Source organism: [Pseudopropionibacterium] massiliense (assembly GCF_900607225.1).
GTDB lineage: Bacteria > Actinomycetota > Actinomycetes > Propionibacteriales > Propionibacteriaceae > Arachnia > Arachnia massiliensis.
The window spans coordinates 2,555,835-2,577,131 of record NZ_LR027842.1; the positions used below are offsets into that span (position 1 = coordinate 2,555,835).

13 protein-coding genes are annotated in these 21,297 nt (G+C 64.7%); 5 read left to right on the top strand and 8 right to left on the bottom strand.

Translation table 11 applies throughout. From position 1 onward, the window contains the following. Positions 1-67: 67 nt before the first annotated feature. The gene (locus E0E39_RS11385; protein ID WP_207302481.1) at positions 68-1,333 is read right to left on the bottom strand and encodes an ATP-binding protein; all 1,266 of its coding nucleotides are present in this window, start codon (positions 1,331-1,333) and stop codon (positions 68-70) included. A 232-nt stretch (positions 1,334-1,565) separates the two neighbouring features. Here E0E39_RS11385 and E0E39_RS11390 point away from each other — a divergent pair, with 232 nt between their 5' ends. Next, positions 1,566-5,114, top strand: a complete 3,549-nt coding sequence (locus E0E39_RS11390) for an NACHT domain-containing protein (protein ID WP_165444760.1) — start codon at positions 1,566-1,568, stop codon at positions 5,112-5,114. 376 nt (positions 5,115-5,490) lie between these two features. After that, positions 5,491-5,781, top strand: a complete 291-nt coding sequence (locus E0E39_RS16820; protein ID WP_425470712.1) for an ArsR family transcriptional regulator — start codon at positions 5,491-5,493, stop codon at positions 5,779-5,781. Positions 5,782-5,892: 111 nt separating this feature from the next. On the opposite strand, the gene E0E39_RS11400 is transcribed toward E0E39_RS16820, so the two are convergent. From E0E39_RS11400 to E0E39_RS11430, 7 genes are all read right to left on the bottom strand, one after another. After that, positions 5,893-7,494, bottom strand: coding sequence for an alcohol dehydrogenase catalytic domain-containing protein (locus tag E0E39_RS11400; protein WP_130874846.1), 1,602 nt, complete (start codon positions 7,492-7,494; stop codon positions 5,893-5,895). A 25-nt stretch (positions 7,495-7,519) separates the two neighbouring features. After that, positions 7,520-8,524 (bottom strand): SDR family NAD(P)-dependent oxidoreductase, encoded by a 1,005-nt coding sequence (locus E0E39_RS11405; RefSeq protein ID WP_130874847.1) that lies wholly within the window; start codon positions 8,522-8,524, stop codon positions 7,520-7,522. Positions 8,525-8,546: 22 nt separating this feature from the next. Further along, complete coding sequence (locus E0E39_RS11410) at positions 8,547-9,851, bottom strand: PHP domain-containing protein (RefSeq protein ID WP_130874848.1); 1,305 nt, start codon at positions 9,849-9,851, stop codon at positions 8,547-8,549. A gap of 372 nt (positions 9,852-10,223) precedes the next feature. After that, the gene (locus E0E39_RS11415; RefSeq protein ID WP_130874849.1) at positions 10,224-12,683 is read right to left on the bottom strand and encodes an alpha-ketoacid dehydrogenase subunit alpha/beta; all 2,460 of its coding nucleotides are present in this window, start codon (positions 12,681-12,683) and stop codon (positions 10,224-10,226) included. Positions 12,684-12,709: 26 nt separating this feature from the next. Further along, positions 12,710-14,077: a dihydrolipoyl dehydrogenase gene (gene lpdA, locus E0E39_RS11420; protein ID WP_130874850.1), complete on the bottom strand. Its 1,368-nt coding sequence runs from the start codon at positions 14,075-14,077 to the stop codon at positions 12,710-12,712. A gap of 11 nt (positions 14,078-14,088) precedes the next feature. After that, positions 14,089-15,450 carry a dihydrolipoamide acetyltransferase family protein gene (locus tag E0E39_RS11425; RefSeq protein WP_130874851.1) on the bottom strand — a complete coding sequence of 454 codons (1,362 nt, stop codon included), beginning with the start codon at positions 15,448-15,450 and terminating at the stop codon, positions 14,089-14,091. 10 nt (positions 15,451-15,460) lie between these two features. Next, positions 15,461-16,213, bottom strand: coding sequence for a DeoR/GlpR family DNA-binding transcription regulator (locus E0E39_RS11430; protein WP_130874852.1), 753 nt, complete (start codon positions 16,211-16,213; stop codon positions 15,461-15,463). 353 nt (positions 16,214-16,566) lie between these two features. Here E0E39_RS11430 and E0E39_RS11435 point away from each other — a divergent pair, with 353 nt between their 5' ends. Genes E0E39_RS11435 through E0E39_RS11445 form a run of 3 tightly spaced genes read left to right on the top strand, consistent with a single transcriptional unit; the run spans position 16,567 to position 21,293 of the window. Beyond that, complete coding sequence (locus E0E39_RS11435) at positions 16,567-18,573, top strand: glycosyltransferase family 2 protein (protein ID WP_245988480.1); 2,007 nt, start codon at positions 16,567-16,569, stop codon at positions 18,571-18,573. Positions 18,574-18,576: 3 nt separating this feature from the next. Beyond that, positions 18,577-19,317, top strand: coding sequence for an efflux RND transporter periplasmic adaptor subunit (locus E0E39_RS11440; protein ID WP_130874854.1), 741 nt, complete (start codon positions 18,577-18,579; stop codon positions 19,315-19,317). Continuing rightward, positions 19,314-21,293, top strand: coding sequence for a glycosyl hydrolase (locus E0E39_RS11445; RefSeq protein WP_130874855.1), 1,980 nt, complete (start codon positions 19,314-19,316; stop codon positions 21,291-21,293). Before E0E39_RS11440 ends, E0E39_RS11445 begins: the two co-directional genes overlap by 4 nt. Positions 21,294-21,297 lie beyond the last annotated feature (4 nt).

Below are 21,297 nucleotides of genomic sequence, written 5' to 3' on the forward strand. Positions count from 1 at the left end.
AGGCCGGCTCGACCGGCTTCCACATGCATCTTCCGCGGCTTCTCCGCCACCCACACGTCGCCGAGAATTACCCATTCCATTCGGCCAGCGGGTCCTCCAGCAGGAAGTCCACGATGTTCACGTGCTCGATGCCGTTGCGGCCTCGGGAGACGGGGTCCATGCTGACCACGGTCTTGGGGTGGTTGTCCGGGATTGATTCCAGGACCCCGAACTCGCGTTCTACCGTCGCCTCGTCGGCGAGGAGGTAGCTGACCTGGATGTAGCGTGTCGCCGCACCACGCTGGGCGATGAAATCAACCTCCCTGGAGCCGCGCCACCCCACATGAACCGTGCAACCCCGTGAGCGAAGTTCCTGGTACACGATGTTTTCCAGCGCCAGTTCGATGTCCGCACGATTGTCGAAACCGAGAGCAGTCCGAAGCCCCTGATCCACCACGTAGTACTTCTCGTCCGCTCGAAGCGTCTGCTTCCCGACGACATCGAACCGCGGCACCTTGTCCACCAGGTACGCCTCGGCGCAGTGCTGCAGATAGTTGAGGACGGTATCGACGCTGACCGCACGCCCCTCGCTTTTGAGATACCTGCTCACCGACTGCGCCGAGAAGGTGCGTCCCACGTTGCCCACGCAGTAGCGCAGGATGCGGCGGAACATGTCGACGTCGCGGATCGCGAAATGCTCCAGCACGTCCCTGACCACCACGGTGTCGAGCAGGCTGTCGAGGTATTGCACCGAGGCCTGGGAATCGAAGTCGAAGTATTTCAGGAGTGGGAATCCACCCAGGACGAGGTAGTGCTCGAAGAGTTCCCGGGCTTCGGCGCTGGAGACGCCGTGTGGGCGGTGCAGCTCGACGAACTCCCTGAAGGACAGGGGACGGATCGGGAACTCGACGAACCGGCCCGCGAGGTGGGAACTCAGTTCGCTCGCGAGCATCGTCGAGTTGGATCCGGTGAGGTACAGGTCGCAATTCCAGTCGACCCGCAGCGCATTGACCACGTCTTCCCAGCCTGGAACCTGCTGGACCTCGTCCAGGAACACGTAGGCGCGGGCCCTCCTGTCGGGCAGGCACGCAGCCAGATGCTCCATGAGCGCCGGCACGGTGCGAATGGTCAGCCCCTCGCTGGATTCGAAATTGAGCCAGACCATCGAGGCACCGGGGTTCTTCGCAACCACCTCGTCGGCCAGCATGTCCAGCAGCGTCGACTTTCCGCAGCGCCGCACCCCGGTCAGGATCTTCATGACCGGGACATCCACGAAAGGCCGGATCCGTTCCAGGTAGCGGGGACGATCAACGATCCGTTCCACAGCAACCACCGTCCTCTCGTTGTCGATCATAGTCGACAAAACACACCTTCAGCCCTGGTTTGTCGATCATGATCGACAACCTGCCCGGATGGTTCGGCTCCGGGGAACTGTCCGACGATGTGCCAAAGAGAACAACCGAAGCAGTGACCACGACATACATGGCCAGCCGCCCCATCAGTCGGGCAGTCCTTCTGGCGCGGCCGCCGGGTCGGGCGGGATACTGGCACTGGTTCTACAGGTTGCTCGATGGAGGGCGGAGCTCATGGCGATGGTGCGGCGATCCGAGTTGGTGGACGCGCTGGCAGCCGTCGCGGTCAGCGCCCTGAGCGAACCGCTCGGAGCGATTGGGGTGAGTGCCGCCCGCGAGCTGGTGAAGCTCCTCCGGAACGCCCGTAGCCGAGCGTCTGAGGAACGGGAACTGCGGAAACAGGTCCGGGAAGCGATCACCGCGTGGGCCGAGGGCGAACGCCTCGACCCCGACGTCGTGGACCGCGGACTGGCCTGGGCGATCGAATACGTTCAAGCAGCCGGCTGCCAACACGAGTTGATCGCCGAAGCGGATTTCGATCCCATGCGAGCAGCCGAGGTCGTGCTCACGCCGGCCAAGGCGAGGGATGAGTATTGGGGAACGGACCCCGAGTACGGCGTCGCAGAACGCGCCGTGCACATCACCTATAACGCGTTGTGCCCGAAGCTCAAGGCCGAGGGTGGGGTGGTTCTCGCGGCGATCCAGGCGTCTCGGAGCGAGATACGCGGCAGCATCGACCAGCTGCGCGAGGAACTGCTGGGAGTAGCAGACAGGCATGAACTGATCGACTACCTGGAGAAACAGATTCCAGACTGGGATTACTCGCCGTGGACTCAAGGCCGGGAATGGTCACAGAATCGGAAACCGTCGCAACTGGAGCGGACGCTGGAGATCGCGGACGAGCACAAGACCATGTCCCCGGCGGAGGCCCTGGAAGGGGTCTGGCTGTTGACGGTGCTGGGTGGCCCGGGTTCAGGTAAAACGTGGCTCGCTCGGCGCCTCGCGCGTGAAGCCGCCGAGAAGGCGCTGGAGCAGCTACGGGACCCACGGGTAGATCCCGCATCGGTTGAGCTCCCCTTGTTCACCACGGTGGCCGAGTGGATCAAACGGCATGGCACCGGTTTCGAGGGGCTGGTCGAGGCGGCACTCCCAAACAAATCGCAGGAGAAGATTCGCCGACTGGCCCTACGCCCAGGGGCGCGGGTATTGGCGGTGGCGGACTCCCTGGACGAAGGCGTCTCGGTTAACAGCGCCAGGACGCTGCTCAACTCCTTGACGAGCTCGCCTACTCGACTGGTGGTGACGTCGCGGCCCGAGGCGTGGCACAGCGCGACCGCGGGCCTGCGCACAACGCAGAACACCCGGGTCGGCACCCTCACCGAGCTGCGCTATCCCAAGGATGTCCACGGTTACATCAAGGCCTGGTTCACAGAGAACCCGCCAACGGCCCAGCACCTGATCCGGCAGCTCGAAGAACAACATGAACTCCGCGCCACCGCGACGAGCCCGCTGTTGCTGACCTTCTACTGCATGCTGACCGAGCAGGAACCGGATCAGGAGCTGCCGAGACGCCGCCGAGAACTCTACCGAACCATCATCGATCTGCTGCTGGCCGGAGGCTGGGCGACGACGGAGGAGGATGTCGACAGGACCAAATGCCGCGCAATCCTGCAGCAATGGGCCTGGGAGGCCGTCAAGGACGCGGGCACCCCTGCGGGGCTGGGCGTGTGGCCCGAGACAATCACGACGAACCGCACTCCGCTCCAGATGTCGGCTGCCATGGAACGTGCCCTCGACAATGTCGCACCCAAGCAGGAACACCCCCGCTCCAGCCTCTACGACCACAAACGGGTTGAGCGCCGGTTCCTGCACCGCACCCTGTGGGAGTACCTGGTGTCCGAACACTTGGCCACTTTCTCCGCCACCGAGGCGGCAAAGGCACTGCTACCCCACATCTGGTTCGACCCGGAGTGGCACATCACTCTGCCCATGGCCATCGCCGCCCATAGAAGGCGCAGCAGGCTGGTTGACCGACTCTGGGCCCACCACACGGATCACCCCTCCCCGGCCCAGGAAGTGGTCAACAAACGCCTCGAGGAACTCCTGCTGGAGGTGGCCGCCCAGACCGATCCGGAAGACTGGAACAAGGCTAACCGGGCTCGAATCTGTACTCTAAGAGAGAGTCTCATTCCCCACTACCTTGAAGTGATCGTCAGTTCCGCCCACTGGGGTGGCCTCAACCACATAGAGGCCATCCTCACGGCACTCACTCACGCCACCTCAAGGAGAATTCCCAGCTTGATTGGCGCACTCTCGACACTTAGCCCAAGCAACAAGGAACGAGAAGAAGCCCGCAGAATCACCCTCACCCATAACGACCTGTGGGAATTTCCCAGCCTAGCATCCGCATTCTTGCAATTAAAACCAAAAGACGAAGAATTAACAGAAGCTCGCCAAACCATCCTCGCCACACTCCCCAACGCCGGGTCGCGTGCACTTCACGACTTGATTGAAGCACTGTTGAAACTAGGGCCAAGCGATGAAGAACTAACGGAAGCCCGCAAAGCGATCATCACAGCAATACCCCAAATCCCCTACCGGCTTTCCCTACTCATCGACATGCTGCATACACTGAACCCAAGCGACGAAGAACGAACCGAAGCCCGCAAAGCCATCGTCACAACAATACCCCAAATCCCCAACACCGCTCCCAACAATATTTTCTCACTGATTGACGCGCTGTACACACTCGACCCAAGCGATGAAGAACGAGTCGAAGCCCGCAAAGCGATCATCACAACGATACCCCAAATCCCCAACACCGCTCCCAACGAGATTTTCTCACTGATTGACGCGCTGCATACACTGGAATTAAGCGATGAAGAACGAGCCGAAGCCCGCAAAGCGATCATCGCAGCAATACCCCAAATCCCCGACATCAGTCCTGCAGATCTTCATTACCTTGTAGATGAACTTCGCACGCTGGTAACCACCGACAAGGAGCGAGTAGAAACCTGCCATACCATCCTCACAACACTCCCCAACAGTGACCCATGGGCGCTTCACGACCTGAGTAAAGTGCTGTCCACACTGGAACCAAGCAAAGAGGAGCAAGCGGAAGCCCGCCAAACCATCCTCACAACACTCCCCAACGCCGGTCCGTGTGCACTTCACGACTTGATTGGAGCACTGTTAAAACTGGGACCAAGCGATGAAGAAAGGACAGAAGCCCGCCAAACCATCCTCACAACACTCAGCTCCAACTCATGGATGGTTGACCTAGTCAGCGTACTTTTGGAACTAGAGCCAAGCGATGAAGAACGAGCAGAAGCCCGCCAAACCATCCTCACAACACTCGCCAACGCCAACCCACGAAGGGTTCCTACCCTAGTCCGCGCGCTGTCGACATTGGAGCCAAGCGATGAAGAACGAGCGGAAGCCCGCCAAATCATCCTCACAACACTCCCCGACGCCAACCTCATTGAGGTTCACTTCTTGATGCGCGAGCTTCACACACTGGTAACCACCGATAACGAGCGGACACAAACCTGCCGTGCTATGCTCGCAACACTCCCCAATGTCAGCCCTAATGGAGTTCTCGACCTAGTTCGCGTACTGTCGGAGCTGAAACCAAACGACAAAGAACGAACAAAAGCCCGCCACGCCATCTCCAAAACACTCTCCGAGGCCAACCCGAGGGTAATGCGCAACCTAGTAAGCTTTCTGCGTCGGATCAGTTCGGTCCACGATTGGCTTGCGGCACTCGGCATTGGAGACACCTGATCTCGATGCCCCACGGACGCCGACACCCCCGGTAATGCCAGCCATTGATCGGGAGGGTTGAATCCTTACAGGACACACCACCCCCTAACCTCGTCGCGAAACGGACCCAGGACATGCGAGTGTCGCCCGTGCAGGCACTCACATACGCACAACGATTTCAGCGGGTTTTCATGGAGGACCGGTGACGCTGATCATCGAAGCGGGCGGACACAGCGGCGGCGCGTCGCTTCACGGCTTTCTACAAACCCACGCGCTCCAACTCGCCTAGAGCGGCAATCACCTCGGTCTGGACTAGTCGCAGACACCACCCGAGAGCCGTATTTCACTATGGCCCGAATTACCGAAGGATCTCATGGGGCCCATGCGGCGCTGGCACATGCGACCCGGTCCGAGATTCTCACCTACCTCAAGGGCAAGGGACTACGTCCGCACTGGCCAGATCACCGAGGACCTGGGCATCCCCGACTCCACGCTCTCCGATCACCTCACGGTCATGAAAACCGCAGGGCTGCTCGTCTCGCGCCAACCTGGCCACCATCGAGGACATCGTGCCCCTATAAGTGCAGTAGACGGTCAGGGATCGGTTGACCGGGCTCCGTTTCCAGCCTTTCACCTCGAGGAGGTGGTGTGTGATGGCCACCCGCCTTCATCCTCGAGAACCGCGTGAACATCATCGTTCGTCACAACCCTGCCGGTGCGACGTCCCAGCACCGCGGTGGATGCGAAGAATCGCTGGTCGTGGAAACCAACGATCCACGACCAGCGATCGTTGACGGGATCACTCCCCCGCCAGCAGAGCCTCCTCGGCCTCCTTCGTCCAGCGACCGTTCTTCAGCTTCACCGCGACGTGCGGGAGCTTGGTCTCCAGCTCGGCCAGACGGATCAGGCCGAGGTCGTGCAGCGACGGGAAGACCATGATCTTTCCTCCCGAGGTGCGGTTGATGACCGAACCGATGGCATCGGCGAACCCCGCCATGCCGGTGATGGCGTCGAGGGAGATGGTGGTGTCGATCACACCGTCCTCGATTTTCCGCAGCACCGTGCGCATATCGGAGACGTCCGACCCGGAGGTGCCCAGCATGAACACGCGACGCTCGATGATGCCCTGGAGGTCAAAATCACCGAAGGTGCCCGCGGGGATGCCCGCGAAGGCGTTGACGATCGCGCCCTCGCCGGCCAGGTCGACGGCCTGCGAGACCAGCGCCGGCACCGGCACCATGCAGGACAGGTGGGTATAGCCGAACTCCAGCGGGGCGGTGCTGGTGTTGACGATCTCCAACGGCACCTCCCGGGCCTCGGCCACCGGCCCCACGACCCCGCGCAGATGCTCCAGGCGGTCGTCGCTCACGTCGGTGCCCGTGACGGTGACGCCCGGCACCCCGGAGGTGACGGCCCGCATGGTGTGCATCTGCCCCATCGGACCGGCGGCCCCGATGATCGCCACCTTGTCGCCGGTGCGCAGCTCACCCGTCGCGGGAATCCAGGCGTAGCCATCGGCGGGATCATCGCCGGTGGTGCCGCAGAACCGGATGAAGTCGTAGTGCACGCGACCGATGTCCAGGCTCACCGTGCGGTCGATCCGCCCACCGCCGAGCACGACACACAGCACACCGCGCGTGCCGAGCAGCTTCGCGCAGGCCTCAATCACCTCGGCGTCGGAGCAGAAACAGACGATGTCGTCGAAGGTTTCCCCGCCCAGCCCCGCGACCTCCTGCAGGGCGGCCAGCACCGTCTCCGCTGGTTGGTGCTGCGACGTGAGGGAACCGAGGTCACCGTCGCCGACCACCAGCAACCGACCACCATCGGCGACGTGATTGCGTTCCGCCCACGCGTAGGAACCCTCGACGGTGGCCCACGGCTCGATCAACCCGACGGCGGCCGCCGACGGCCCGTCAGTGACATGGATCAGGAACTCCTCACCCGACGGCGAGACCACGCAGCGTTCGTCGATGACGACGTACTCCTGCAGCGCACCCTCGAAGTTGTAGCCGAACGCACCGTTCGATTTCGGTGTGCGCAGGTGCTTCCAGTCGGCCTGCACCAGCACCCGGTCCCCCACCTTGAAGTGCGTCACCCGTTCCCCGGCGGCGATGATGCGTCCCACCGGTTCGTGGCCGGGCACCGTCGCCTGCCCGCCCGGACGGTAGCCCGGGATCTCGGCGAGGGCCTCGGGCGCGATCCCCGAGATCACGTCCGCCTTGCGCGGGTGGGAGTCGAAGGCGTGCAGCAGTTTGGTGTCGCTGAAACAGATGCCGCAGGCCTCCACCTTGAGCAGCATCTGGTGAGGCCCCACCTTGTCGACGGGTTTGGCGGGGTTGAGCACGAACTCATCGACCCCGACGATCTGGATGGCCTGCTGGGTTGCGGGAATGTCACTCATGTTTCTTCCTTCGATTTCTCGGGGTTCAGGCGTTGAGCATGACCTGGCCGCCCGTGACGGGTACGGCCTGGCCGGTTTCGTAGGCCTGTTCGACGATGTAGTAGATGGCGCGCAGCACGTCGATGCCGGTTGTGCCGCGGCGCATCGGCACCTTGGCCTCGTAGAACGCCCGCACGTCCTCGATCGTTGTCGCACCGGGTACCTTTCCGGAGTTGAGGTACTGCACGAACAGTCCCCGGTCGGGGTCGGACCACAGCGGGCCGTCGTAGAAGTTCCCGGGGCACACGGCGTTGACCTTGATGCCGTGTTCGACGAGTTCCAGCGCGAATGACTGCACCAGGCCGATGCCGCCGAATTTGGAGCCGGCGTAGGCGGCGTTCTTGTTGGAGCCGACGAGCCCGGATTTCGAGTTGATCTGAATGATGTCGGTGAGCCACCCGGGTGCGGCCTCATGCTGGCGCGCCAGAAGACCGCCCAGGTGTTTGGTGACGAGGAAGAACGCCACGTAGTTGATGTCGGTGGAAAGCCTGAACGCGGAGGCGTCCTGTTCCAGCACGGATCCGGCGCGCACGACCCCGGCGTTGGAGATCACCAGATCGAGTCCGCCCGCAACCCGCTCCACCTCGGCGGCCATCGCGGCGACGGATTCCTCGTCGGCGACGTTCACTGTGATGGGGTGGGTGAGGTCCGCTCCGAGTTCCGCGCACTTGGCGGCGGCCCCGTCGCCGTTGAGGTCGGCGATGAAGACGAAACACCCTTGGTCGACGAGGCCCTTGGCGATTTCCGCGCCGAATCCCTGCGCGCCGCCGGTGACCAGGGCGACGCGGCCGCTGATCTCGCGTTCGCCGCGCGGGGTGGCGGTGACCTCGTAGGTCTCCTCCCCCAGACGCACCACCGCGGGCAGTGAGACGTCGGCGGGGATGGTGGTCTCGTCGAGGACGATGGTGGCCTCGGCGTCGCTGGGGCGCACCAGGACGGGGCGGTTCAGGGCGGTGAGGAACGCTCCCCTCACCTTCGGGGCATTGCTCATGGTGTTCTCCCGGTTTCAGGTTTCACAGTCTGGGGGCGGTGGCGGCGAGTTCGGCGGCGTCGGCACCGTCGGCCAAGGCGCGACCAAGAGGCGCGAACGCGGCGATGCGGGCGGCGAGCCGCTCGGGTCGTGGACGGCCCTCGCCGAGGATGTGCAGCGACGGGTCGATGGAGGTCAGGGCCTCGTGGGCGACGAGCGCCCAGGTTGCCTCGTTGAGTGCCGCGAACCCTGGATCCCGCAGCTCGGGACAGGTGAACGACTGCCGGGGCTGGTTGATGTCCACCCCGGAGATCTCGTACATGCCGTGGCGGGTGGCGAGCTCGTGGATGCGCCGCAGCTGCTGGGGGGTGTTGCGGGGTGGCATGTAGGTGACGGCCCGCAGTCCGCGCTCGGCCATGGCGTCGAACAGTTCGTCGAGGTAGTCGTCCTCGAACTTCTCGGCCTTCTTGTCGCCGGTCGGCGAGGCGGAGACGTCGCCGAGGTAGGCGTAGGTGGCGATCGCCCCGACGGAGTCGGCGAGGGTCACCACCTCCTCGGCTGTCGGGCACTCGTCACCGGTGGGCTGGATGTAGATGCGGGCCAGGTATTCCGATTTCAGCACGCCCAACAGGTCGTAGGTCAGGTGCGGGTTGCGGGTCTCGGCGAGGGTTTTCTCCAGGGCGAGTGGGATGGTCACGCCCATCCCGCGCAGCCCCGTGACGAGGGCGTCTCCCCGGCCGAAACCGTCGATGAGGGCGTCGGCCATGGCCGCCAGCAGGTGGCGTTCGGTGATGCCGCCGCCACTGGCGTACTGGGAGCGGGCCACCATGCCGGTTTGCGGGTCGAAGGGCGCCAGGCCGAGGCCGGTGAGGATGGAGTTCGCGGCTTCCGCCATCGCGAGGGTGCGTTCCAGCCGCGCGGCCCGCCGCGGGGCGAGCCACGCATCCACCGCCGCCCTGGCCGGGGCGGGGACTGCCTGCACGGTCATGTAGGCGATCCCCGCGGAGTCGGGGTTGTTGAGTTTCCTGGTGGCGAAGGGGCCGCCGGGGTCGAAGAAAGCGCGACACTCGAACCCCGTCACGCTGCCCATCCCGAGGATGCGGGTGGCCTCGGTCATCTCGGCAGCGGCAGCGATGGAGTCGTGGTCGACGGAACCGACCACACGCAACCCGGCGCGCCTGGCCCCCAGGGCCGCACCGGAGGGGGTGTAGGGGCTGAAGGAGTAGCAGGTGTGAATGTGGTTGTTGGATTCCACCACCCAGTCGGGGAAAGTCTCCTGGCCGGCGACCATCCGCAACACCGCCAACCGTTCCTCAGGCGAGATCCCCGGGTCATTGATCTGCTTCATGTGTTTCCTGTTTCCTTTGAAGTCGGTTGAGCCGAACCGCGCCTGTCCGAGAACCCGGGTCGGATGGCTTCGACACGGACTGCTCCTTCGTCGCGACCCGGCTCAACCAGCTCTGCCTTTCTCGAAGCTGGTTGAGCCGATCCGCGAGCGCCAGCGAGCAGATCGAGTCGAAACCAAGACGACCATCTCCGAGGACCTGGGCCAGATGGTTTCGACACGGACTGCTCCTTCGTCGCAGTCCTGCTCAACCAGCTTCGGGAGGGGACGCCGCAGTCCTGCTCAACCAGCTTCGGGAGGGGATGTCGCAGTCCTGCTCAACCAGCTTCGGGAGGAGACATCGCAGTACGGCTCAACCAACTTCGAGGGGTGGGGTCAGAGCCCTTCGCGGGTGCGGCGGGCCAGTTCGGCGGTGGTCTGGTTGCTGATGGTCACGTGACCCGGCAGCGGCAGGATCCGTTCGTGGACTGCGTCGACCAGCCATTCGGGTTGCGGGAAGAACTCCTTCTCCAGTTCCGCCGCCGGGGTGATGGCGTTGCGCGACCCCACCACCGTGACGGGCGCGTCGAGGTGATCGAACGCGATGCTCTGCACCTTGGACGCGACGTCCTGCAGGAAGGAGCCACGCTCCACGGCGTCGGAGCTGAGCAGCAGCCGACCGGTTTTCTTCACCGACTCGACCACCGGGTCGAGGTTCAGCGGGGCGACGAACCGCAGATCAATGACCTCGGCCGACAGCCCGTACTTCGACTGCAGGATGTCGGCGGCCTCGAGGGCCCGGTACAAGGTGGCGCCAAGGGTGGCGATGGTCAGGTCCGTGCCCTCGCGGCGAACCACCGGTTCCCCTTCCGGAACCTCGTAGTAGCCCTCCGGAACACCGCCGGGCTGGAACTCCTCGGCCTTGTCGTAGAGCAACTGGGATTCGAAGAACACCACCGGGTCGGTGCCGCGCAACGCCAGGTTCATCATGCCCTTGGCGTCATAAGGGGTGGCCGGGTAGTAGACCTTCAGACCGGGCATGTGCGCGCACAGCGCCGACCAGTCCTGGGAGTGCTGGGCGCCGTACTTGTTGCCGACGCTGACGCGGATCACCAGCGGCATCTCCAGCAGACCCGCGGACATCGCCTGCCATTTCGCGGCCTGGTTGAAAATCTCGTCACCTGCGCGCCCCAGGAAGTCGCAGTACATCAGCTCCACCAGCGCGCGACCCCCCGAGAGGGCGTAGCCGACACCGGCACCGACGATCGCGGCCTCCGAGATGGGCGAGTTGAACAGGCGGTGGTAGGGCAGCAGCTCCGTCAGGCCGCGGTAGACGGCGAACGCGCCACCCCAGTCGCGGTTCTCCTCGCCCCACGCGGCGAGCGTCGGATCGGTGGCGAAACGGTGCGCCACGGCCTCGAAGATCGCGTCGCGGTAGGCGAAGGCCTTGTTCTTGGAGACCGGTTTGCCGTTCTCGTCGCGGGCGGTGCGGATCTTGTTCCTCAGCGCCTTGACGCGCGGGTTCTCGGCCAGCGGGGTGAGCAGCTGCGGTTCCTCCTCCGACAGCCTCTCCTTGGTGCCGTTGCTGTACATCACCGTGTCGATGAAGTCCATGTGCACGCGCGGGCTGAGGTCCTCGGTCCGGGTCGCCAGAGCGATCACCTTGGTGAGGCGCTCGTCGAACCCCTGCTGGATGGCGTCCACGTCGGCCTGGGTGAGCACCTTGTTCTTGATCAGGTAGGCGGCGTAGTTCTTGAGGCCATCGTGTTTCTCCCACAGCTCCACCTCCTCGCGGGTGCGGTAGGAGGAGGCGTCCGACGGGGAGTGCCCGGAGAAGCGGTAGGTGATGGTGTCGGTGAGCACCGGTCCGCGACCCGCGTCGAGGAGCTCGCGTTTGCGGGCGACGGCGTCGGCGACGGCGAGCGGGTTGAGGCCGTCGACGCGTTCGGCGTGCATGGCCTCCGGGTTCACGCCCATACCGACGCGCGCCAGGATGTCGTAGCCCATGGTTTCGCCGGAGGTCTGGCCACCCATGCCGTAGAAGTTGTTGAAGAAGTTGAACCAGATCGGCGGGTTGCCCTCCACACCGTCCTTCCACAGGGTGCGGTACTGGTCCATGGCGGCCAGCATCATGGATTCCCAGACGGGACCGCAGCCCATCGACGCGTCACCGATGTTCGCGATCACGATGCCTGCCCGGCGGTTGATGCGCTTGAACAGGGCCGCACCGGTGGCGATGTCCGCGGAGCCACCGACGATGGCGTTGTTCGGCATGGAACCAAACGGGGTGAAGAAGGCGTGCATGGAGCCGCCGAGGCCGCGGTTGAAACCGGCCTTGCGGGCGAAGGTTTCGGCGACGGCACCGTAGAGGATGAAGTTCTCGGCGACATCGGGCAGGTCATCGTCGGAAACCTGCTCGGCGAAGGAGAGGGTTTCGCCGTCCAGGAACTCCTTCATGATGCGTTCCAGGTCCGCGGCATCGAGTTTACGGGAGGCGGAGAAACACTTGGCGAGGATCTCGCCGTGGCTGCGGTGGGATCCGAAGACGAAGTCGTCGGCACCGAGCTGCGAGGCCTGCCCCACCACGGCGGATTCCTGTCCGATGCTGAGGTGCGCGGGGCCGCGGTGGTTGTACTCCACGCCGTTCCAGGCGCCGGTGGTCTTGATGGAGTTGAGCATGGTCTCGAAGGAGCGCACGGCGATCATGTCGTGCAGGATGTCGATGAGCCCCTGCCTGCCGTGGCGTTTCAGTTCCGCCTTGAAGTTGGGTTCGTAGGCGTTGACGGGGATCTCGGGCGCCGTGATGACGCCCTTGGCACGCACGTTCGTCGGATCGACGATGAGTGAGCGGGTCATGGTTTCGTTGTCTCTTTCCTTGTCGATCAGGCCTTGGCCGCCCAGGCGGCCTCGCGGATCAGTTCACTGACGGTGGGGTGGGGGAAGACGAGCTGGCGCAGGTCGGTGAGGTCCAGTTCGGTTTCCAGCACGGCGGAGGCTCCCCAGATCATCTCGGCCGCGTAGCTGCCCAGCACGTGGATGCCCAGCACCCGGCGGGTCCCGGCGTCGAGGATGAGCTTGGCCAGCGCCGGGGCCTGGAGGCCGTTCTCGGCCACGAACCGGCCGGACATGTAGCCGGGGACGCTCGCGGTGACGACGTCGTGGCCCGCCTTCCTGGCCGCGGTCTCGGTGAGTCCGATGCCCGCGCACTCGGGGGCGGTGTAGACGGCCCACGGGACGGTGTGCCAGCGCATCACCTCGCCGCGGCGGTGGGCCTCGGGGTCGAGGATGTTGGCGGCGGCCACCTCGCCCATGCGGTAGGCGGCGTGGGCCAGCAGGCTGCGGCCGGTGACGTCGCCGATCGCCCACACGTTCGGCAGGTTGGTGCGCATCCGATCGTCGACGACCACTCCGCGTCCCGTGTACTCCAGGCCGGTGTTCTCCGCGCCCCAGCCCTCGACGGCGGGCCGGCGCCCGACGGCCATCAGCACGTGATCGGCCTCCACGGATTCCTCGGCGCCGTCGGCGGTGGTCCAGTTCACCTTTCCGCCGTCGATGGAGGTGACCCGGCAGCCGAGCTTGAAGGTGACCTCGCCGAGGGCCTTGCGGAGCTGCGCGGCCACGTCGTCGTCGGCGAAGGGGACGATCTCGGGCAGCATCTCGACGACGGTGACCTGCGTGCCGAGCATCGAGTAGAGCGAGGCGAACTCCACCCCGATGACGCCGCCGCCGATCACGGTGAGGCGTTCCGGGATCTCCGGCAGCGAGAGGGCGCCGGTGGAGTCGATGACCAACGGGTTGTCCTCGGCTCCGGGGATGGGGGGCATCACGGGCACCGACCCGGTGGAGAGGATCACGTGGGTGGCGGTGTGGGTGACGCCGTCGACGGTGACCCTCCCGGGACCCTCGAAGGTGCCGTGGCCGTGCACGACGGTGACCCCGGCCTTCTTCTCGGTGGCGGCGACCCCGCCGACGAGGGTGGAGACCACCTTGTCCTTCCACTTCTGCAGGGCGGGCCAGTCGATATGGGCACCGTCGACCTTCACACCGAACCGGGCGCCGTGGCGGGCGTGGTCGTAGGTCTTGGCGGCCCCGAGGAGGGTTTTGGTGGGGATGCATCCCACGTTCAGGCAGGTGCCGCCCAGCGAGGCGGCCTCGACGAGGAGCACGTTCTTCCCCGCGTGGCCGAGCCTCTCGGCGGCGATGTAGCCGCCGGGGCCGCTGCCCAGCACGATGACGTCGTGGTCGGTCATTGTTCGTCCTCTCAGCTCAGGGCGGCCAGTTCGATGTTCTCGATGAAGGCCACGAGGTCCTGCAGGAAACGGGCCGCGTCGGCGCCGTCGATGACCCGGTGGTCGGCGGTCAGCGACAACCCGATGCGCTGCTCGATGCGGACCTTGCCCTTCTCGTCGAGGTGGGCGCGCGGGAAGATGGCATCGACGCCGAGGATCGCGGTCTGGGGCACGTTCAGCAGCGGGGTGAAGTGTTCGATGCCGAACCCACCCAAGTTGGAGACGGTGAAGGTGGCCCCGCCCAGCAGGTCGGGGTTGATGCTGCCCTCGATGGCCTGCGCGGCGAGGTCCTTGCAGATCGCGGAGAACGCGCCGAGGCTGAGCTGCGAGGCGTTGCGCACCGTCGGGACCAGCAGGCCGCGCGGGGTGTCGCAGGCGAAACCGAGGTGGACCCGTTCGAAGGTGGTCAGCGCGCCGTCGATGAGGTGGGCGTTGTGGGTGGGGTGCTTGACGGCGGTCCTGACGGCGGCGAATCCGACGAGGTCGCCGATGGTCACCTTGTTCAGGCCGAGCGCTGGGTCGGAGTTCTTCAGCCGTTTGCGCATGTCGAGGAGGCCCTGGGCGCGCGCGGTGGTGGTGTAGGTGAGCTGCGCGGAGCTGGCCAGGGAGTGCATCATCCGCTCGGAGATCACCTTGCGGATGCCCTTCAGCGGGGTCGTCGCGCTGGGCCCGGGGAAGTCCGGGTCGGCTCCCGCGGCCGCCGCGGGGACCGGGGCCTGCGCGGGGGTCTCCTCCGCCGGTGCGGCGGGGGTGGTGAGGTCGGCCTGGCTGACGCGGCCACCGAGCCCGGTGCCCTGCCCCGCGACCGCTCCGGCCCGGGCCGCCGCCCTGGTGGTGGTCTCGGCGACGGCGGCGACGTCGCGGGCGATCACGCGCCCCCCGGGGCCGGTGCCCGCGGGAACGGCAGCGATGTCGATGCCCTCGGCGGCGGCCAGGTTGCGGGCGCGCGGGCTGGAGCCGCGTTCATCGCCGGCCGCCGGTGCGACGGTGGCCGGCGGCGCCGGGGGTTCGGCGACCGCGGCGGCGACCTGTTCGGGTGCTTCCTCCTGCGCGGCGCCGAAACCCACCTCGGCCAGCACGGGGGCGGGGTCCTCGCCGGGTTCCCCGACCACGAGGAGGGGCTGCATGACGGGGACGTCGTCGCCCTCGGCCCACAGCAGCTTCAGCACGGTCCCGGACGCGGTGCTGGGCACCTCCATGGAGGCCTTGTCGGTCTCCACCTCGCAGAGGATGCCGTTCTCGGCGATGGTGTCGCCCTCCCTGACCGACCAGGACACGATGAGACAGGACTCGACGCTGTTCCCGAGGGCCGGCATGACTATGACGGTTGCCATTTGGTTTCTCCTAGACGATGCGAACGTGGGTGTGTTCCTTGAGGGCCTCCACGGCATCGGCGGGGAGACCGGAGTCGGTGATGATGCCCGTGATGGCATTCAGCGGCAGGAAGGAGACGAACCCCGCCTGCCCGAACTTGGTGGAGTCGGCCACCAGCCAGGTCTGTTCGGCGCGTTCCCGCATGGTGGTGGCCACCTGCGCCCCCTCGACGAAACGCGTCGTCAGGCCGCGTTCGGGGGAGAAACCGTCGGTGCCGAGGAAGGCGATGCGGGTGTTGAAATCGGCGATGGCGCGTTCCGCGAGGGGTCCGACGAGGGATTCCGACTCGGGCCGGAACACCCCGCCGGCGAGGATGATGTTGAGCGCGGGGTTGGCGCGGGCGTTGTTGAACACCAGCGTCGAGTTGGTGACGATCTGCACTCCCCGCCTGCCGGTCAGGTGCCGGGCGATCAGCGCCGCGGTGGTACCGGCCTCGATCATGACGGTGTCGTCGTCACCGATCAGTTCCGCAGCGGCCTGCGCGATCCTCTCCTTGGCCTCCACGTTGACCTGCTGGCGCTGCAGGATTCCCTGGAGGGTGATGGGCCGCGCACCGCCCCGGGTGCGCACCAGCATGCCCTGCTGTTCGAGGGTGCGCAGGTGGCCGCGGATGGTCACCTCGGAGACCCCGAAGTCGCTGGCCAGGCCGGAGACGCTCAGTCGTCCGTCGTCGGCCAGCTTCGCGAGGATCGCGCTCTCGCGTTCCGTGCGTTCCACCGCCATCGCTGGACCCTTCCATTCACTTACGAAACTCTTTCGTAAGACCTACGATACTCCATCGTTTGAGAGCGTCAAGAAACAACAACACGCATCATCCACGCCCTCGCACGCCCCGGACGCCGCCCGCCCGAGGACGGCGGGCGCCGGAGCCCCGCCATCGATCAGCATGCACTCGGTCAGCACGCACGGGACAGATCCCCGGGTACGAGGGAACGACCACGCCCACCCCAACCCGGCCGAACAACCGACACAATCGCATTGCGGCCCCAGAGGCCCGAGCGAACCCACAATCCTCGAAACTTATTCACAGATCACCCCCCTGCTCAGCGAAACCCCTAGCCAGACCGCACTTGCAGATGGCCGCGAATAACCTTCCCCCGCACGGCCCCGTCAATACACGAAAAACGGAGCACGTACGGTATGCTCTCGATCGGCGAAAGTTAACCGTAGCCGCGCCCCACAACCTTCAGCTCCCAAAGGCGATAGCCGCACAACAAACTTCAGCAGGAGGCTCCGTGTCATCGTCACGCCGTTCCCGGCGCCACCGATCGAAAGTTGACTTATCAACAGTCAATGCCAATACCGAACTCGCGCTCGTCGACGACCTCGCCCCCGAGGAACGCCGAGCCTCAACCTCGGGTCGTTACTCCCCCACCCTGCTTCTGGTGGCCCTACTCGCGTCGATCGGCGTATTCGCCTATACGGCTTTCATCCTCACTCCCGCTTTCAGGGGTGACCTCATTCCTTGGCTCATCGTCATGACATGCGAGCTGATTCTCATCTTCCAGGCTTCCATGGCGCTGTGGACGATGCTGTCGGGCTATGGCCGCCAACCCAGCTACAGGTTCCAAACCGCCCAGGCCAAGTTGTTCAACCCGCAGCTCAACAGCCGATTGAGGATCAACTCCGACCCCACGAAGTGGCCCATGTACCTGAATGATCGTCAGGTCGATGTGGATGTGCTCATCACGGTCTACGGCGAACCACTGGATGTCATCGAGACCACGGTCAAGGCCGCCATGGCCATGCACGGCCGCCACACCACGTGGATCTTGGACGATGGAGATTCCGACGAGGTACGCGACCTCGCCAAATCCCTCGGCTGTCGCTACGTTCGTCGCCTCGGCAGCTCCGGAGCAAAAGCGGGAAACATCAACAACGCGTTGTCCGTTGCAAAAGCCGAGTTCTTCGTCATCTTTGACGCCGATTTCGTGGCCAAACCCAATTTTCTCTACGAGACGGTTCCGTTCATGGAGGACTCGAACGTGGCCTTCGTGCAGACCCCTCAGGTCTACGGCAACCTCAACAACATCGTCTCCCGGGGCGCCGGCTTCATCCAGATGGTTTTCTACCGCTTCATCCAGCCGGGACGCAACGAGTTCAACGCTGCCTTCTGCGTCGGCACCAACGTGTTGTTCCGGCGCGCCGCGGTCAAGGACATCGGCGGGATTTACACCCAGTCCAAGTCCGAGGACATCTGGACCTCGATCCTCATGCACGAGCGGGGCTGGCGTTCGATCTTCCAGCCCAAGGAACTCGCCGTCGGCGACACCCCCGACACCATCGAGTCCTACAGCAAGCAGCAGCTCCGCTGGGCCACCGGCGGGTTCGAGATCCTCTTCACACACAACCCTCTCAGCCCACGCCGGCGCCTCCGCATGGACCAGCGAATCATGTACTTCGCAACATGCACCTTCTATTTCACGGGTATAGCCCCGGGTCTTCTCATGCTGGTCCCGATCTTGGAGGTTTTCTTCGATCTACGCCCCGTGACGCTTGCAGTCAAATGGTACGAATGGGCCTTGTTCTACCCCGGCTTCTATGGCATGCAGATATTGCTGGCGGCAGTGATAGCAGGAACTTTCCGCTGGGAGGTACTCCTACTGGCGGCGAACTCTTTCCCGATTTACATCAAGGCGTTCTTCAACGCCCTGCTCAAGGTGGACACGAAATGGTCGGTAACTGGCGCTACCGGCGGCAAGGCATCGGCCTTCAACTTCATGATGGTGCAGGTGTGGGCATTCGTTTTCATGCTCGGAACCTCCATCGTCTCGATCTATCGGGACTACTCGATGGGGCACGTCAACATTGCCACGTTCTGGTGCCTCTTGAACACCTTCTTCCTCGGCGCTTTCGTCGTGACGGCCTTCTTGGAGAACCGGCAGAGGAAGCAAGAGCGGAATCGAAGTGATGACACCCGACCCAAGCGCGGCGTGGCGGCATCCGATCCTCTCGATTCGAACAAGCAACTGACATCGGAGACCAAACACCCCGAGGCCTTGGACGCAGAAGCAATTCTGGACGCCCAGGCAGCAAAGGGCGTCCTTGCCGAGAACCCCGAACTTCACAACCGAAAGGGCTGACCCGTGTCCTTCCTGAATCGCCTCAAACTCCTCGTCGGTATCGTCCTGGTAATCCTTCTCCTCGGTGTCTTGACACTGCTGTTCAACCAACGGCAGAACCAGGTGACCAGCGTCGCGGCTCGTGTCGAAGCTCCTCGCACGGTGGTAGCATCCCCGTATTCCGGCGTGGTCAAGGAGCATTACAAGAACACCGGTGACTCCGTGTCGAGCGGTGAAGACCTCTTCACCATCAGCAGCAATCTGAGAGACCTGATAAGGCTCGGTATCAATCCCACCAGCACCGACGCCTACACAGTGGACATGGATGCCGGAACCATCACCTTCAAAGCCACCGTCGATGGCTATCTGGACAATTTCACGGCGGTCAAGGGCAGCTATGTCAACAGCAGCGAACGCTTGGCGGAGATCGTCGCCAGTACGAACAAGACAGTGGTGGCGACTTTCCAGCTCAACCCCTCCGACTACGGGCGAATCGAGACCAACGCCAAGGTTGCCATCCACCTGCCGGACGGCCAGCTCGTGGAGGGACAGGTCATGGGTGTCAACATCGGCACCGACGAGGAGTCGAAGAAGACCATCACCGAGGTGACGGTCTCGAGCGACAGGCTCCAGGAGGAGGATCTCGCGCTGCTCACCCGCCGGAACACACCCGTCACCGCAGTCATGAGCCTGCGTGACGACGGGATCCTGGCCGGCCCCACTCAAACGTTGCGGGAGTTCCTCGTGAAGATCGGTCTGCGGTGAAACGCTATTTCAAGTATCTTCTGGCCCTCGTCTGCCTGATAGCGATCATTCTGCTGATCAGCAGGTGCCTGGGCCAGCCGTCACCCACACCCCCGACACCGACGCCGACGGCCCAACCGACGAGCGAGATGTCCGGCGAGGCCACCGCCCTGGATGCGGTGGACCATCGCCAGGGCAAGGATCTCAACCCGGCCCGACTCGCGGATGGTCTCGTACCACCCACCAACCGATGGTTCTCCGGGATGGTCTTCGGCCCCGAATCCCTACCGGTCTTCCCCCTGCCGCTGAGCTTCCAGCTGAAGACGACCGGGTTCGATTTCGGGCTTCCGGATGTGCAGTCCACCGAGAAAACCCTGTTCGGTGGCCACAGGCCCGAGGTCTCCGTGACCCTGCCGGGCATTGATGGCTGGCACGTGGTGGCCTACGACACGGTCACCGTCGTCGCGGAGGCGCGGGACGCATCCGGCCCTGTGGGCCGCGTCACACTGGCCCAGGGTTCCCCCCAGGTCACCTTCACCGCATCGAGGTCGGTGAGTCTGGAGACCTCCCCGCTGCCCGACCACTTCGCCCTGACCCCCGACCCCGGGTCCGGGGCCTCCCAGCTGCAGCTCACGGAGGGGCAGACGGCAACGTGGACCGCCGTCCCCGACGGGATGTCGAAGGCGGACCTGCTCGACAAGATCCACCCCGTGACGTCGTCCGAAACGTCGTGGCAGGTCGGTGACGAGAAGGTCTCCACAACCATCGAGTGGCACACCAGCGACGGGGCACCCGCCCTGGTGGCCATCATGCCCCACCAGTCGGCGGGCACCACCCAGGAATGCAACCTGGGAACCTACAAGAGCGTCTACGGCACGCTCCAGCTGTGTCTTTCCCCATCGGTGACATGGAGCGTACCGAAGCAGCCAGCACCGGCGACCTACGCCCTGGAAGGTCTGGACGACACCGCCCGGACGAACCTCGTAACACATCTCGAGACGGACGTGCAGAACCTTGCCGCCTACCCTGCCGACACCTACTTCGCCGGGAAGGCACTGGCCCGGGACGCCCAGCTCATGCACCTGGCGAAAACGCTGGGGCGTGACGACCTGGCCGACGTGGTCCGCAACCGTCTGGTGCCCGAGCTGAAGACGTGGTTGAACCCCGCAGGATGCGCTGATTCGAAGGCCGACCGCTGCTTCTTCTACGACCAGACCAATCACGGCATGGTCGGTCTGGTGTCCACCTTCGGCAGCGACGAGTTCAACGACCACCACTTCCACTACGGCTACTTCCTGCACGCCGCGGCCCTCGTCGCCATGGACGACCCGGCCCTGCTCCCGGAACTGTCACCGGTCGCGACCCTGCTGGCCTCCGACATCGCCCGCCCAGCGGCCTCGGAGAATTTCCCCGCCATGCGCGTCTACGACGTCTACGCCTCCCACTCGTGGGCCTCCGGCACCTCACCCTTCGCCGACGCCAACAACCAGGAATCCACCAGCGAGGCCGTCGCCGCCTGGATGGGACTGCGGCTCTGGGCCGAGGCGAGTGGTGATCAGGCCTTGGCGGATCAGGCCACATGGATGCAGTCCGGCGAGGCTGACGCCGCGTTGAAGTACTGGTTGAACTTCAACGTCGACGATCCGCTGTACGCCCCGCTCGACCACAGCTACCTGCCGTTGAACTTCGGCGGCAAACGGGACTTCGCCACGTGGTTCTCCCCCGACCCGGAAGCCGGCCTGGCGATCCAGGTCCTTCCCGTGACCCCCGCATCAACCTATCTGGGGGTGGACCGGAGCCGGGTGGCAACCAATGTGGACGAGGCGTTGACGGCTGACACCTTCAACCGCACCTACGGGGACCTGCTGCTGGCCTACTGGGCCATGTCCGGGCCGGATGCCCGGAAGCAGGCGATCGACCTGGCGGAGACGGTGCCCATCGACGACGGGTTCTCCCGTTCCCTCCTGCTGGCCTGGTTGTACGCGCTGAAGGAGTGACTGA